Source organism: Caballeronia sp. S22, from assembly GCF_964261745.1.
GTDB lineage: Bacteria > Pseudomonadota > Gammaproteobacteria > Burkholderiales > Burkholderiaceae > Caballeronia > Caballeronia jiangsuensis.
Map to the genome: position 1 here is coordinate 582,038 of NZ_OZ180036.1, position 13,638 is coordinate 595,675.

The 13,638-nt window shown below is 62.9% G+C and carries 14 protein-coding genes; 10 read left to right on the top strand and 4 right to left on the bottom strand.

Annotated elements, in window-relative coordinates; translation table 11 throughout:
* Positions 1-16: 16 nt before the first annotated feature.
* From ACEN42_RS17795 to ACEN42_RS17810, 4 genes are all read left to right on the top strand, one after another.
* The gene (locus ACEN42_RS17795) at positions 17-484 is read left to right on the top strand and encodes an RbsD/FucU family protein (protein WP_035503632.1); all 468 of its coding nucleotides are present in this window, start codon (positions 17-19) and stop codon (positions 482-484) included.
* Positions 485-592: 108 nt separating this feature from the next.
* Positions 593-742, top strand: a complete 150-nt coding sequence (locus tag ACEN42_RS17800; protein ID WP_371882016.1) for a hypothetical protein — start codon at positions 593-595, stop codon at positions 740-742.
* 141 nt (positions 743-883) lie between these two features.
* Complete coding sequence (locus ACEN42_RS17805) at positions 884-1,207, top strand: helix-turn-helix transcriptional regulator (RefSeq protein ID WP_187606197.1); 324 nt, start codon at positions 884-886, stop codon at positions 1,205-1,207.
* Entirely contained in the window at positions 1,200-1,637 is a 438-nt protein-coding gene (locus ACEN42_RS17810; protein ID WP_238291249.1) for an SRPBCC family protein, read from the top strand. Before ACEN42_RS17805 ends, ACEN42_RS17810 begins: the two co-directional genes overlap by 8 nt.
* A gap of 74 nt (positions 1,638-1,711) precedes the next feature.
* Here the strand turns inward: ACEN42_RS17810 and ACEN42_RS17815 are convergent, their stop codons facing one another.
* From ACEN42_RS17815 to ACEN42_RS17825, 3 genes are all read right to left on the bottom strand, one after another.
* Positions 1,712-3,118: an NCS2 family permease gene (locus ACEN42_RS17815; RefSeq protein ID WP_371882017.1), complete on the bottom strand. Its 1,407-nt coding sequence runs from the start codon at positions 3,116-3,118 to the stop codon at positions 1,712-1,714.
* Between the two features lie 332 nt (positions 3,119-3,450).
* Positions 3,451-5,118 (bottom strand): gamma-glutamyltransferase, encoded by a 1,668-nt coding sequence (gene ggt / locus ACEN42_RS17820; protein WP_371882246.1) that lies wholly within the window; start codon positions 5,116-5,118, stop codon positions 3,451-3,453.
* A gap of 139 nt (positions 5,119-5,257) precedes the next feature.
* A complete protein-coding gene (locus ACEN42_RS17825; protein WP_371882018.1) occupies positions 5,258-6,019 on the bottom strand; it encodes an SDR family NAD(P)-dependent oxidoreductase in 762 nt (253 codons plus the stop codon).
* Positions 6,020-6,225: 206 nt separating this feature from the next.
* On the opposite strand from ACEN42_RS17825, the gene ACEN42_RS17830 reads away from it, so the two are divergent.
* Positions 6,226-6,693 carry a VOC family protein gene (locus ACEN42_RS17830; RefSeq protein WP_238213809.1) on the top strand — a complete coding sequence of 156 codons (468 nt, stop codon included), beginning with the start codon at positions 6,226-6,228 and terminating at the stop codon, positions 6,691-6,693.
* A 15-nt stretch (positions 6,694-6,708) separates the two neighbouring features.
* On the opposite strand, the gene ACEN42_RS17835 is transcribed toward ACEN42_RS17830, so the two are convergent.
* Positions 6,709-7,650, bottom strand: coding sequence for a LysR substrate-binding domain-containing protein (locus tag ACEN42_RS17835; protein WP_187606202.1), 942 nt, complete (start codon positions 7,648-7,650; stop codon positions 6,709-6,711).
* 433 nt (positions 7,651-8,083) lie between these two features.
* Here ACEN42_RS17835 and ACEN42_RS17840 point away from each other — a divergent pair, with 433 nt between their 5' ends.
* From ACEN42_RS17840 to oppF, 5 genes are read left to right on the top strand one after another with little or no spacing between them, the layout of a single operon-like run.
* Positions 8,084-9,721, top strand: a complete 1,638-nt coding sequence (locus ACEN42_RS17840; protein ID WP_371882019.1) for a peptide ABC transporter substrate-binding protein — start codon at positions 8,084-8,086, stop codon at positions 9,719-9,721.
* A 19-nt stretch (positions 9,722-9,740) separates the two neighbouring features.
* Positions 9,741-10,661 (top strand): oligopeptide ABC transporter permease OppB, encoded by a 921-nt coding sequence (gene oppB, locus ACEN42_RS17845; RefSeq protein WP_371882020.1) that lies wholly within the window; start codon positions 9,741-9,743, stop codon positions 10,659-10,661.
* Positions 10,662-10,671: 10 nt separating this feature from the next.
* Complete coding sequence (locus ACEN42_RS17850; protein ID WP_051626933.1) at positions 10,672-11,562, top strand: ABC transporter permease subunit; 891 nt, start codon at positions 10,672-10,674, stop codon at positions 11,560-11,562.
* A 3-nt stretch (positions 11,563-11,565) separates the two neighbouring features.
* Positions 11,566-12,552 (top strand): ABC transporter ATP-binding protein, encoded by a 987-nt coding sequence (locus ACEN42_RS17855; RefSeq protein WP_371882021.1) that lies wholly within the window; start codon positions 11,566-11,568, stop codon positions 12,550-12,552.
* A complete protein-coding gene (gene oppF / locus ACEN42_RS17860; RefSeq protein ID WP_371882022.1) occupies positions 12,545-13,528 on the top strand; it encodes a murein tripeptide/oligopeptide ABC transporter ATP binding protein OppF in 984 nt (327 codons plus the stop codon). The genes ACEN42_RS17855 and oppF overlap by 8 nt, the downstream gene beginning before the upstream one ends.
* Positions 13,529-13,638 lie beyond the last annotated feature (110 nt).

Consider the following 13,638-nt stretch of genomic DNA (forward strand, 5'->3'; position numbering starts at 1 on the left):
TGGAGAACAAGAAAACATGCTGAAGAACATCGATCCGCTGCTCAACCCCGATATCCTGCACGCGCTCTGCGCGATGGGCCACGGCGACGAAGTCGTGATCTGCGACGCCAACTTTCCCGCCGATTCCGTCGCGCGTCAGACGGTGCTCGGCCGCGTGCTGCGGCTCGATGGCGTCGGCGCGCCGCGCGCGGTGCGGGCGGTGCTGTCGGTGATGCCGCTGGATACGTTCGTCGATCATCCTGCCGAGCGCATGGAAGTCGTCGGCGATGCGGCCGCGCTGCCCGCCGTGCAACACGAAGCCCAGCGCGAGATCGATGCTGCCGAAGGTCGCGCGGTGCCGTTCGCATCGGTCGAGCGTTTCGCGTTTTACGAGCGTGCGAAGAAGGCGTATTGCGTGATCGCGACGGGCGAAACGCGCGGCTACGGCTGCTTCATCTTCAAAAAGGGCGTGCAACTGGCGCCGGACGCGCCGCAGCAAAATTGACCGCAGGGCTAGGGATTACCCTGTTGCTTTTTTGAGAAGATGTTGCAATGCAGCGTAAAAGGCCTATAGTCATGGTTATCCCTTAGCTACTTACCCTGAGAGCCGCTCATGAAAACCACAGCTCAACAATCCCTGCTCGTTTCGTTCGGTTCCTGGCTGCGCGCGTCGAAGGCTGCGGTGCGTCGCGAGTGGAATCGTGCGCTGCACCTGCACCTCCAAAACTGCGAGATTCTCGTCGAATCGTATCGCCGCAAGTAAGCCGCGCGCGACAGCATCCCGGTCAGGAGTATCGGCAACGCCCCGGAAGCGAAAGGCTTCCGGGGCGTTGTCGCATTTGCGCTGCGGCTTTCATCGAATCGAGCTGCTTGACATGCAACCAAATGGTTGCATAATGCGTTCATGGATGACGATTCGGTTTTTCGCGCGCTCGCGGACGCCAGCCGCAGACAACTGCTCGACCGCCTTCGCGAAACCAACGGGCCGACGCTCGGTGAGCTGTGCGATGGCCTTCGCATGACGCGTCAGGCCGTGTCGAAGCATCTCGCGATACTCGAGGCGGCGAATCTCGTGTCGACGCAGCGTCACGGCCGCGAGAAGCGTCATTTCCTCAATCCGGTGCCGATCCATGAGATCGCGCAACGCTGGATCAGCAAGTTCGAGCGTCCGCGTCTGGACGCTTTGTCCGACCTCAAACGCACGCTTGAAGGAGACGATCATGAGTAGCGACACGTTTGTGTATGTGACGTACATCCGCACGACGCCCGAGAAGCTATGGGAAGCCCTCACGACGCCGGAATTCGTGAAGAAATACTGGTTCGGGATGCATCAGGAATCCGACTGGCAGGCCGGCTCGTCATGGAAGATGCTGTTCTCCGACGGGCGCGTCGCGGATGCGGGTGAAGTGCTCGAAGCCGAGCCGGGCAAACGCCTCGTGCTGAAATGGCGCAACGAGTTTCGCGAGGATCTGAAAGACGCGGGATATTCGCGCTGCACTTACGAACTGGAGCAGCAGGGCGAAGCGGTCAGACTCACCGTCACGCATGTGAGCGACAGCAAGCCGTTCATCGAGGCCGTGTCGGGCGGATGGCCGAAGATTCTGTCGAATCTCAAGTCGTTGCTGGAAACCGGCGCGGTCGCGCTGGTGACGAAATAGCGCGGCCATGAAAAACGGCGCGCTGTCCTTCCGGACAGCGCGCCGTCTGCATTTTCAGGCGCTGCAAGCAGCGATCAGATCGCCCAGCCGCCGAGATAGAACACGGCGAGCACGATCGCGATCGCCACCGTGCCGACATTCAGCTTGCGCCATTCGCCCGCGACGATACGGCCGATCACGAGCGTGGTGAAGCCGAGCATGATGCCCGTCACGATGTTGGCAGACAGCACGATATACACCGCGCAGACGAGGCCGGACATCGTGTCGACGGTATCGTCGAAATGCAGCTTACTGACATTGCCGAGCATCAGCAGACCGACGTACATCAGCGCGGGCGCCGTCGCGTAGGAAGGCACGAGCGCGGCGAGCGGCGAGAGGAACATCACCACCAGGAACAACACGCCGACGACCGCGGCCGCGAGGCCCGTCTTCGCGCCCGCCGCGACACCTACCGACGATTCGATATACGCCGCCGCCGGCGCGCCGCCGAAGCACGCGGAGAAGATCGAGCTCAGCGAATCGGCGGTCAGCGCGCGGCCGCCGTTGATGATGCGGCCGTTCTTGTCGATCTGGCCCGCCTGGCCGGCGACGGCGCGGATCGTGCCGGTCGCGTCGAACACGGCGGTCATCACGAGCGCCAGCACGCTCGGCAGCACGGCCATCGACAGCGCGCCCTTGATGTCCATCGCGCCGATGAGCGAAGCATGGCCCGGCGCCGACAGCGACGGCAGCGCGAAGATGCCGTGAAAGCGCACGGACGGATCGAAGATCAGGCCGATTGCCGACAGACCGACGACGACGAGCAGGATGCCGCCCGGCACGCGCCGGCGCTCCAGACCGAAGATCGCGGCCAGGCCCAGAACCGACATCAGCACCGGAAAGGCCGTGATGTGCCCGAGCGACACCGGCATGCCGGGCGCGGGATTCTTGACGATCAGGCCGACATCGTTCGACGCGATCAGCAGCAGAAACAGGCCGATGCCGATGCCCGTGCCGTGCGCGACGCCCGTCGGCAGATTGCGCAGGATCCACGAGCGCACGCCGGTGACGGAGATCGCCGTGAACACGATGCCCATCAGGAACACCGCGCCGAGCGCGATGGCCGGTGTGAGGCCCTTGCCGAGCACGAGGCCGAAGGCCGTGAACGCGGTTAGCGAAATCGCGCAGCCGATCGCGATCGGCAGGCGCGCCCAGACGCCCATCAGGAGCGAGCCGAATGCCGTGGTGAGACACACGGCGACGAACACCGCGCTCGTGTCGAAGCCTGCCTTGCCGAGCATGCCCGGCACGACGAACACGGAATAGACCATCGCGAGGAAGGTCGTCACGCCCGCGACGATCTCGCGCTTTTCCGTGCTGCCGGTTTGCGAAATGCCGAAGTAGCGATCGAGAAAGCCGCCGCTTTCGGCCTGACCGCTTTCTTCTCGTTCGGTGGAGGTGATATCGATGTCGCCAAGCTGCTGGGCGGGGGATTCCATCATGAGCTGCTCCTTTATCAGCACGCTGAAACGGCAACCGTGCACCGCGCTCACTGCACGCGGTCACTGCGGGGCCATCGTCAGGGTCGTCTCGTATGTAGTTCTGGATGATGCCGAGTGACGTGCACTTACGGCTGCACTCGGTCAGGACAGAGACTAGGGGAACAGAACGCGGGGTCCAATCCCATGAAAAACATGCCGGTCATGCCGAGGGGCTTATATGCCGTGAAACCCGCATGGGGCGGGGCTTCGGCAAGACCGGCGAGGTGCCGGACTAGGGCAAACGCTAGTCCGGTCCGGGCCGCTATTTTACTTGCTCGCCGTTGTGCGGCGCATTACCGGATGACGCGCGATACGCCGCGTCCGCGCGGGTCGGACATCGGTTCGGGCTTGTCGCCGTCGATGCGGATCGCCTGAATGTCGCCGTTGAAGCCCTGCATCGTGAACTTGTAGCCTTTATCTTCGAGCTGCTTGATCACGTCGGCATCGAGCTGATGGTACGGCTCCTGAAAGATCGTGTTCGGCGGCAGCAGCTGATGATGGAAACGCGTCGCGCCCACGGCGTCGGCGAGCGGCATGTTGAAGTCGTACACGTTCGTGATGACCTGGAAGATCGACGTGAAGATGCGCGATCCGCCTGGCGTGCCGATCACCATCGCGACCTTGTCGTCCTTCGTGAGGATGGTCGGCGTCATCGACGAGAGCGGGCGTTTCTTCGGCGCGATGGAGTTCGCATCGCTGCCGACGACGCCGAACATGTTCGGCACGCCCGGCTTCGACGCGAAGTCGTCCATTTCGTCGTTGAGCACGATGCCCGTGCCTTCCGCGATCACGCCCGAGCCGAAGTAGCCGTTGATCGTGTACGTGTTCGATACCGCGTTGCCCCACTTGTCGACGACCGAGAAGTGCGTCGTCTCCGCTTTCTCGGGCATCGACGTGCCGAGCCCCGGTTGCACGCTCTTCGTGTCCGAAGGCGTGTCGGGATTCACTTCCTGCGCGCGCTTCAGGATGTAATCGTCGTTGATGAGCTGCGCGACCGGCACCTTGTAGAAATCGGGATCGCCGAGATATTGCGCGCGGTCCGCGAAGACGCGCTTCTCGATTTCGGCCACGAGGTGAATGTACTGCGCGGAATCGAGCGGCACGTCCTGGAACTTGTCCTTGATATCGGCCTTCATCTTCAGCAACTGCACGAGGCCGACGCCGCCCGAGCTCGGAGGCGGCGCGGTGATCACGCGATAGCCGTTCCAGCTCGCGGTGATCGGCTGACGCCACACGGCCTTGTAGTCCTTCAGGTCGCGCGTGGTGATGAGGCCGTGGCCTTCCATCGACTTGGCGATCAGATTGGCGGTTTCGCCTTCGTAGAAGCCTTTCGCGCCTTTGTCGGCGATGCGCTGCAGCGTCATCGCGAGGTCGGGCTGCTTGAACACCTGGCCCGCCTTCATGCCGCCGAAGTACAGGTCGAAGTTGGTCTTGCCGGCGAATTCCTTCGAGGCGTCGTCGCGGCGCTTGACCAGTTGATCGTCGACTTCGAAGCCGTCCTGCGCGTACTTGATGGCCGGCGCGAGCACCTGCTTCCACTTCAGCTTGCCGAAGCGTTTCTGCGCCTCCCACATGCCGTCGACCGTGCCCGGCACACCGACCGCGCGATGTCCGTAGAGACTCATGCCCTTGATGACTTCGCCCTTGTCGTCGAGGTACATGTTGCGCGTGGCCGAAAGCGGCGCGCGCTCGCGATAGTCGAGGAAGTACGGGCGATGATCGACGTAGAGCGTCATGAAGCCGCCGCCGCCGATATTGCCCGCCTCCGGATACGTGACGGCGAGCGTGAAGGCGATCGCGACGGCCGCGTCGACCGCATTGCCGCCTTGCTTGAAGATCTGCTCGGCTGTGTCGGCGGCGTACTTGTCCGCGACGGCGACCGCCGAGGCGTTCAGCACGGCCGGCTGAGCATCGGCGGTTTTCGCATAGGCCGGCGCGGTCTCGACGAATCCCGCCGTCATGAGCGCCGACGCGACGATGGCGCCGAGCGCGAGGGACCGGATGCGCGGTTCTTTTTTCAAAAGCATCTCCTGTATCTCCTTTATTACGTGCGACGAAAGACTAGACGCTTTATATACCACGAGCGCCGCGATGCAACGATCAGGGCATCAGTTGGCCGCCGTTCACGTCGATGATCTGCCCCGTCACATAGCGCGACATCGCCTCGGACGCGAGATAGAGGAACGCGCCGCTGCAATCGTCGGGCTCGCCGATGAAGCCCATCGGGATCGACTTGCGGAACGATTCGAGTTGCTCGGGCGTCGTGAAGCGTTCCTGGAACGGCGTCTGAATCACGCCGGGCGCCACCGCGTTCACGCGGATGCGATCCGCCATCAGTTCCTTCGCCATGCCCTTCGTGATCGTGCTGACGAAGCCTTTCGATGCCGCGTAGAGCAGCGCGCCGGGGCCGCCGCCGTTGCGCGCCGCCACGGACGTCACGTTGATGATCGAGCCGCCGCCGCCCGAGCGCAGCGACGGCAGCGCCGCGCGCGTGAACGCGACCACCGAGCGCGCGTTGATGTGCATGATCTCGTCGAAGAGCTCGTCGCTCGCGGATGCGATCGGCTCGCGCTTCACGAGGCTGCCCGCGTTGTTGATGAGCACGTCGATCTTGCCGAAGGTATCGACGACCTGCGCGACGGCGGCGTCGATCGCCTTCGAGTCGCGCACGTCCGCGCCGACCGTGATCGCCGTGACGCCGAGCGCGCGCACGTCCTTCGCGACTTCCTCGGCCTTGTCCTTCGAACTGTTGTAGTGCACCGCGACATTCGCGCCGTATTGCGCGAAAGCCCGCGCCGCCGCCGCGCCGATGCCCGTGCTCGCGCCGGTAATGAGGATCGATTTGTTTTTCAGATCGTGCATGAGTGCTCCGTGTTGATTGGATTTGAAGCGACTGCGACAAGCGAGAGTATGAAGCGAAGCGCGAATGCGCGTTCGCGGCGAAGCCGCCGGAATTGGCCGACAGCATGCCCGAGACGCGGGGCCGGATCAAGGCCGGGCACCATCGGTGGAGCATACGTGTCGAAGGGGACGCGGGCAGGGCGTCCGCGATATCTCAGGAGACTGACATGACCTCGCAAGTCGAACCGATTCCGCAGGACCGTCGCGGCGTGATTCCGTACATGGCGGTGGCGGGCTGCGCTAGCGCCATCGACTTCTATACGAAAGTGTTCGGCGCGACGGAAACGTTCAGGATCGAGCAGCCGGACGGACGCATCGGTCACGCGGAGTTGTCGATCGGCGGCAACGTCATCTATCTTTGCGACGAGTTTCCCGATTACGGGACCGTGGGGCCGCTTTCGGTCGGCGGCACGCCCGTGATGCTGCATCTCTACGTGACGGACGTCGACGCGGTCGCGCAACGCGCCGCCGACGAAGGCGCGACGATCCTGCGCCCGGTCGAAGACCAGTTCTACGGCGACCGCGGCGGTAAGCTGCGCGATCCGTTCGGGCATGTGTGGTGGGTTGCCACCCACATCGAGGATGTCTCCGCCGAGCAGATGCGCGAACGCGCGAGGAAACTGTTCGGCGGCTGAGCTACGCGCGGCGCGTCAGTCCGCGTTCAAAGGCACGGCGTCCAACGCATCTTCCGGGGCATCGAACGAATAATGCTCGGCGATGCGCTTCACCGAATCCCGGAACGACGCGACGAGATCCGAGCGGATTCCGCTGCTCGGATACGACAGCACGTATTCGTACTCGATGTCGGTCTCGAACGGCCGCACGACGACGCCATGCGCGCGCCAGACCTTCGCCGCGAACGGTTCCACGATCGATATGCCGAGACCGCCAGCGACCATCGCATAGCGGGTGTGGGCCGTGTCGGTGAAGACCGTATAGCGCGGCCGGTCCTCGGTGGATGAAATCAGCGATTGTTCCGCGTCGTAGGGCTGCCGTGAATTCGGCAGCCAGCCGATCAGCTGCTCGCCGCGCAAGTCGGACGGTCGCACGATCTTCTTTTTTGCGAGCTTGTGCGTGGCAGGCATCGCGCAGGAAGCGCGCGCCTTGAGCAACGTTTCCACCTCGATGCCCGCGACCGCCGGAAACGCGAGGCTCAGCGCGATATCGGCCTTATGGTTCTGCAGGTTCACGAGCACTTCGGGCACCTTCACCGAATCGACCTTGATCGGCACGCCGGGATGCCGCTCGGTGAAATCGGCGAGCACGGGCGGCAGAAGCGTTGTCGCGAGCACGGGCATGCACGCGACCGTGAGGCCATCGGACGCTTCCTCGCGGATCATCGCGGCGACCTGCTTCAGACGCTCCAGCCCGAGAAAGTTCTCTTCGACGGACTTGTAGAAGCGCAGGCCGGCGGTCGTCGGATTCAGACGGCCGCCGACGCGCGAAAACAGGCTGAAACCGAGATCGGCTTCGAGATCGGCGATCAATCGGCTGATCGCGGGTTGCGTCACGTGGAGTTTTTTTGCTGCGCCGACACTGGTGCCGGTCATGATGAGACTGCGAAAAGCCTCGATCTGGCGAAAACGGATCATCTTTCGGACGGCATTGAAGCGGCTGTTAACGGCGACGCAATCTTATAGGAAACAAGCACTTGCTGCCTTAGCCCTATTCGTGCGCCGAAAGTCGCAAAGTGCGCCGATCCAACAAATTGAACGACTATTCGAAAAATTTAGTGTCTATAAGCACATGTGAGTGGCATCCGTCTTATTGATGCGAAATACTCGCCGCCAGCCTGAAGCGCGAATGAAAGCGTCCGCGTAAGAATCATTCGCCCGACGCGCAATGCGTGCGTGCAATCGCCGCAGCGACGCGACAGAAACAAGAAAGCTTTTCGTTAAATTTGCCGGGTTCGAGATCGATTTGTTTATTCAATTTGCGATAAACAAACCGATGCATGTAGGACTCCGAATCTGTGCAAGTAAATCGAAAGCAAAGATCGACAATCGAGACAAAAGAGGATTCCCCATGACGTTCTTTTCCGTTCACCACGTATCGGTCCAGCGCACGAAGCTCACTGCCGCCGCAGCGCTGCTCGCGCTTTCCGCACTCAACGCGACGGCCGCCATCGTGCCGTCAGGCGTCGCGCTCGCCGCGAAGCAGGAACTCGTGCGCAACAACGGCTCCGAGGTCGAGACGCTCGATCCGGCGCTGGTCGAAACCGTGGTCGCGGCCAACGTCTCGCGTGACCTGTTCGAAAGCCTGACCGCCACGGATTCGGACGGAAAGGTGGTGCCGGGCGTCGCGGAAAAATGGGAACAGAAGGACTCGACGACCTGGATCTTCCATCTGCGCAAGAACGCCCGCTGGTCCAATGGCGATCCCGTCACCGCAAACGATTTCGTCTACGGCTGCCAGCGCTTCGTCGATCCGAAAACGGCGTCGTCGTATGCGAACGTGTTCGGCCCGTTCCTGCTGAACGGCGCTGATATCGTCGCGGGCAAGAAGCCGGCGAGCGCGCTCGGCGTGCGCGCCGTCGATGCGAACACCATCGAAGTCAAGACCGACGGTCTCGTGCCGTTCCTGCCCGAACTGATGTCGAATCCGAATCTCGGGCCGGTCCATCGCGCCACGGTCGAGAAATTCGGCAAGGACTGGACGAAGCCGGGCAATCTCGTCAGCAACGGCGCCTTTCAGCTCAAGGACTGGCAGGTCAACAGCAAGCTCGTGCTGACGAAGAATTCGAACTACTGGGACAAGACGAACGTTCAACTGACGCAGGTCACCTATCTGCCGGTCGAAGACGAGAACACGGACGTCAAGCTGTTCCAGTCCGGCGAGAACGACATGACGTATCAGTTGCCGACGGGCACGTACGCAAAGTACAGCCAGCAATTCCCGAAGGACATCCGCAACTCGCTGATTCTCGGCACGCGCTATTACAGCTTCAATAATCGCGATCCGCTGCTGAAGGACGTGCGCGTGCGCAAGGCGCTCTCGATGGTCATCGACCGCGATCTGCTCGCGCAGCGCGTGACCGCCGACGGCCAGACGCCGCTGTACGGCCTGCTGCCGAAGGGCGTGAGCGGCGCGGAAGTATCGAACTACGAATGGTCGACGTGGCCGATGGCGAAGCGCGTCGAGGAAGCGAAGAAATTGCTGGAACAGGCGGGCGTGAAGCCGGGCACGAAGCTGAGTTTCGCGATGAACACGAGCGACTACAACAAGAAGATGGCGATCTTCGTCGCATCGGAATGGAAGACGAAGCTCGGCCTCACGATGGACATCGAGTCGATGGAATTCAAGGTGCTGCTGAAGAAGCGCCATGGCGGCGACTATCAGATCGCGCGCAATGGCTGGGTGGCCGACTACAACGACGCAACGACCTTCCTCACGCTCGTGCAGTGCAAGTCGGAGCAGAACGACAACTTCAGTTGCAGCCCGAAGGCCGACGCGCTCATCAAGGAAGCGGCCGCAACCACGGATCGCGCGAAGCGCACGCAGTTGCAGACGCAGGCGGCAAAGATCGTGATGGACGACTACCCGATGCTGCCGCTGCTGCAATACGGCTTGCCGCGTCTCGTGAAGAGCTATGTCGGCGGCTATTCGCTGAAGAATCCGATGGATCATTACGGTAGCAAGGATCTCTACATCGTCAAGCACTGACGCACAGGAGAAATCGCTCATGTGGTCCTACACATTGCGGCGCGTGCTGCTCACGCTGCCGACGCTCCTGATCGTCGTGACGGTCTGCTATCTGCTCTTGCATGCGACGCCGGGCGGCCCGTTCGACGGCGAGCGCAAGGTATCCGCCGAAGTGCTCGCGAACCTGCAGGCGAAGTACCACCTCGGCGAGCCGTTGTGGAAGCAGTATCTGTTCTATCTCGACGGTCTTCTGCACGGCGATCTCGGCGCATCGTTCCGCTATGCCGACTGGAGCGTGAACGACCTCGTGCTGCGGGCGCTGCCGGTGTCGCTGACGATCGGGGGCGTGTCGATGCTCCTCGCCATCGTGATCGGCGTCGCGCTGGGCGTCGTGGCGGCGCTGCGTCGCAACAGCATCGCGGACTACGCGCTCATGCTCGTCAGCAACGCGGGCAATGCGTTCCCGTCGTTCGTGCTCGGGCCGGTGCTGATCCTCGTCTTCGCGATCCTGCTGAAGTGGCTGCCAGCAGGCGGCTGGAACGACTTCCAGTTGCGCTACATGGCGCTGCCCGTCGCGCTGCTCGCGATGATCAACGTTGCGACGGTCGGCCGCGTGACGCGTGCGAGCCTGATCGAAGTGCTGAACACGAACTACATCCGCACCGCCCGCGCCAAAGGATTGCCGATGCGCACCGTCGTCCTGCGTCATGCATTGAAGCCGACGCTGATTCCGGTCGTATCGGTGATCGGGCCGCTCGCCATTTCATCGATCACGGCGGCGGTCGTCACGGAATCGGTGTTCTCGCTGCCGGGCATCGGCAAGCTGATCGTGAACGGCGCAGCCAATCGCGATTACACGCTCGTGCTCGGCCTCGTCGTGCTGGTCACGGTGGTGGCGGTGCTGCTCAATTTGCTGGTCGATCTCGCGTATGCGTGGCTCGACCCGAAGATCCGTTATTGAAGGGCGCGCGATGAAATCTGCTTCTCTTGCACCCATGCTCGAAAAGGCGGTCGCGGGCCGCAGCCCGTGGCAGGACGCGCGCGCGCGTTTCCTGCGCAACAAGGCCGCCGTCGTGAGCCTGATCCTGCTCGTTCTGATCACGCTCGCGTGCATCGTCGGGCCGTGGCTCCTGCCGAACGAATTCGACTCCACCGACTGGAACGCGACGAGCGTCGCGCCCACGCTCGCGAACTGGCATCTCTTCGGCACCGACGACACCGGCCGTGATCTGCTCGTGCGCTGCCTGATCGGCGGCCGCGTCTCGCTGATGATCGGCGCGCTCGCGACGCTCACGTCGGTCACGCTCGGCATCGTGTGGGGCGCGATCGCGGGCTTCGTCGGCGGACGCATCGACAACGCGATGATGCGCATCGTCGACATGATGTACGCCATTCCGTATCTGCTCATCGCGATCCTGATGGTGACGCTGCTCGGCCGCGAGTTCTATCTCGTCGTCATCACCATCACGATCTTTTCGTGGATGGACATGGCGCGCGTCGTGCGCGGCCAGACGCTCTCGATCCGCTCGAAGGAGTATGTCGAGGCGGCGCGCGCGATCGGCGTGCCGACGCGGCGCATCATCGCGCGGCATGTGGTGCCGAATCTGCTCGGCATCGTCGCGATCTATACGACCGTCACCGTGCCCGCCGTCATCCTCACGGAATCGGTGCTGTCGTTCCTCGGACTCGGCGTGCAGGAACCGATGACGAGCTGGGGCGTGCTGATCCAGGACGGCGTCGGCGTGATGGAGTCGTCGCCGTGGATTCTGCTGTTCCCGGCGGCGTTGTTGTCGATCACGCTTTACTGCATCAACTTTGTCGGCGACGGGCTGCGCGACGCGCTCGATCCGAAGGACAGGTGAGCCATGCCGCTACTCGAAGTCAATGATCTGCAGGTCGAATTCAGCACGCACGACGCGAACGTGCGCGCCGTGAACGGCGTGAACTTCACGCTGGAAGAGGGCGAGACGCTCGGCATTGTCGGCGAATCGGGCTCGGGCAAGAGTCAGAGCGTGCTCGCGATGCTGGGCCTCCTCGCATCGAACGGGCGCGCGCGCGGACGTGCGATGTATCGCGGCGAAAATCTCATCGGCATGTCGGATCGCGCGATGAACCGCATCCGCGGCAATCGTCTTTCGATGATCTTCCAGGACCCGATGAGCTCGCTCAATCCGTATCTCACGATCGAGCGGCAGATGACCGAAGTGCTGGAACTGCACAAGAACGTCACGCGCCGCGAAGCGAAGAAGCGCGCGATCTCGATGCTCGAAGCCGTGCGCATTCCGGAGGCGGCGCATCGCATCGGGCAGTATCCGCACGAAATGTCGGGCGGCATGCGCCAGCGCGTGATGATCGCGATGGCCTTGCTGTGCGAGCCCGAAGTGCTGTTCGCCGACGAGCCGACCACCGCGCTCGACGTCACCGTGCAGGCGCAGATCCTGCAATTGCTGCGTAACCTGCAACACGACTTCGGCACGTCGATCGTGTTGATCACGCACGATCTCGGCGTGGTCGCCGGGCTATGCGAAAAAGTAATGGTGATGTACGGCGGCCGCGTGATGGAGCAGTGCGATGCCGCCACGCTGTTCGCGAAGCCTTCGCATCCGTACACCATCGGCCTGTTGCGCGCGCTGCCGCGTCTCGATCACGCTGGCGGTGAACTGACCGGCATTCCGGGCAATCCGCCGAATATGGCGCATCCGCCGGCGGGCTGTCCGTTCCACGAGCGCTGCGCGGATGCCAGCGACGAATGCGCCGTCGATGCGCCCGCGCTGAAGGCCGTCGAAACTGGCTGGCTTCGGGCCTGTCATCGTCCGGTTCATCAAGTCACAAAGGAAGCGAGCCATGTCTGACGCGACGATTCTCTCCGTGCGCGACATGCGCGTGCATTTTCAGGTGAAGCCGAAGAACCGCCTGCCGTGGGCGCCGCGCCGCACGCTGAAGGCCGTCGACGGCGTGAGCTTCGAGCTGAAGGCGGGCGAGACGCTCGGCGTCGTCGGCGAATCGGGCTGCGGCAAGTCCACCTTGTCGCGCGCGATCCTGAACCTCATTCCCGCGACCGCTGGCGACATCGTATGGATGGGCGCGACGCTCTCGGGCGCATCGGCGCGCGAATGGCATCGCGTGCGCGGCGACGTGCAGATGATCTTTCAGGATCCGCTCGCGTCGCTCGATCCGCGCATGACGGTCGGACAGATCATCGCGGAGCCGCTCGTCGAGCATCGGCCCGGCATGGACAAGCAGGAAATCGACGTACGCGTGCGCGCGATGATGGCGAAGGTCGGCCTGCGCGAGCAGATGATCAACCGCTATCCGCACGAATTCTCGGGCGGGCAGTGTCAGCGTATCGGCATTGCGCGCGCGCTGATCGTCGAGCCGAAGCTCGTCATCTGCGATGAACCGGTGTCGGCGCTCGATGTGTCGATTCAGGCGCAGATCGTGAATCTGCTCAAGTCGCTGCAAAGAGAGATGAAGCTCGCGCTGATCTTCATCGCGCACGATCTCGCCGTGGTGCGCCACATCTCCGATCGCGTGATGGTGATGTACCTCGGCCGCGTGATGGAACTCGCTGATAAGCACGCGCTCTACGACACGCCGCGCCATCCGTACACGCGCGCGCTGTTGTCGGCGGTGCCGGTGCCCGATCCGGCGGTCGAGCGCGCCAAGACCGTGCAGATTCTGTCCGGCGACATTCCGAGCCCGATCGATCCGCCTTCGGGCTGCGTGTTCCATACACGATGCCCGATGGCGCAGGCACGTTGCTCGCAGGAAGTGCCTGCCTTGCGCGCGCTCGGGGCCGACTCATCGGCGGCGTGCCTGTTTGCTTGAATGGCGACTCGCGCCAATTAGAAAACCAACGATATCCGAGGAAGACACCCGCAATAAATAACGTCCGATAACCGGGCGGCCATGCGCCGCTCATCCCTTGCTTCGTTTGC

Excerpts from the sequence above, each read along its gene's own strand:
- oppF (WP_371882022.1), top strand. The coding sequence starts at position 12,545 with ATGTCTGACGCGACGATTCTCTCCGTGCGCGACATGCGCGTGCATTTT.
- ACEN42_RS17855 (WP_371882021.1), top strand. The coding sequence starts at position 11,566 with ATGCCGCTACTCGAAGTCAATGATCTGCAGGTCGAATTCAGCACGCAC.
- ACEN42_RS17805 (WP_187606197.1), top strand. The coding sequence starts at position 884 with ATGGATGACGATTCGGTTTTTCGCGCGCTCGCGGACGCCAGCCGCAGA.
- ACEN42_RS17850 (WP_051626933.1), top strand. The coding sequence starts at position 10,672 with ATGAAATCTGCTTCTCTTGCACCCATGCTCGAAAAGGCGGTCGCGGGC.
- ACEN42_RS17825 (WP_371882018.1), bottom strand. The coding sequence starts at position 6,019 with ATGCACGATCTGAAAAACAAATCGATCCTCATTACCGGCGCGAGCACG.
- ACEN42_RS17815 (WP_371882017.1), bottom strand. The coding sequence starts at position 3,118 with ATGATGGAATCCCCCGCCCAGCAGCTTGGCGACATCGATATCACCTCC.
- ggt (WP_371882246.1), bottom strand. The coding sequence starts at position 5,118 with ATGACGGCGGGATTCGTCGAGACCGCGCCGGCCTATGCGAAAACCGCC.
- ACEN42_RS17835 (WP_187606202.1), bottom strand. The coding sequence starts at position 7,650 with ATGATCCGTTTTCGCCAGATCGAGGCTTTTCGCAGTCTCATCATGACC.
- oppB (WP_371882020.1), top strand. The coding sequence starts at position 9,741 with ATGTGGTCCTACACATTGCGGCGCGTGCTGCTCACGCTGCCGACGCTC.
- ACEN42_RS17830 (WP_238213809.1), top strand. The coding sequence starts at position 6,226 with ATGACCTCGCAAGTCGAACCGATTCCGCAGGACCGTCGCGGCGTGATT.
- ACEN42_RS17810 (WP_238291249.1), top strand. The coding sequence starts at position 1,200 with ATGAGTAGCGACACGTTTGTGTATGTGACGTACATCCGCACGACGCCC.
- ACEN42_RS17840 (WP_371882019.1), top strand. The coding sequence starts at position 8,084 with ATGACGTTCTTTTCCGTTCACCACGTATCGGTCCAGCGCACGAAGCTC.
- ACEN42_RS17795 (WP_035503632.1), top strand. The coding sequence starts at position 17 with ATGCTGAAGAACATCGATCCGCTGCTCAACCCCGATATCCTGCACGCG.
- ACEN42_RS17800 (WP_371882016.1), top strand. The coding sequence starts at position 593 with ATGAAAACCACAGCTCAACAATCCCTGCTCGTTTCGTTCGGTTCCTGG.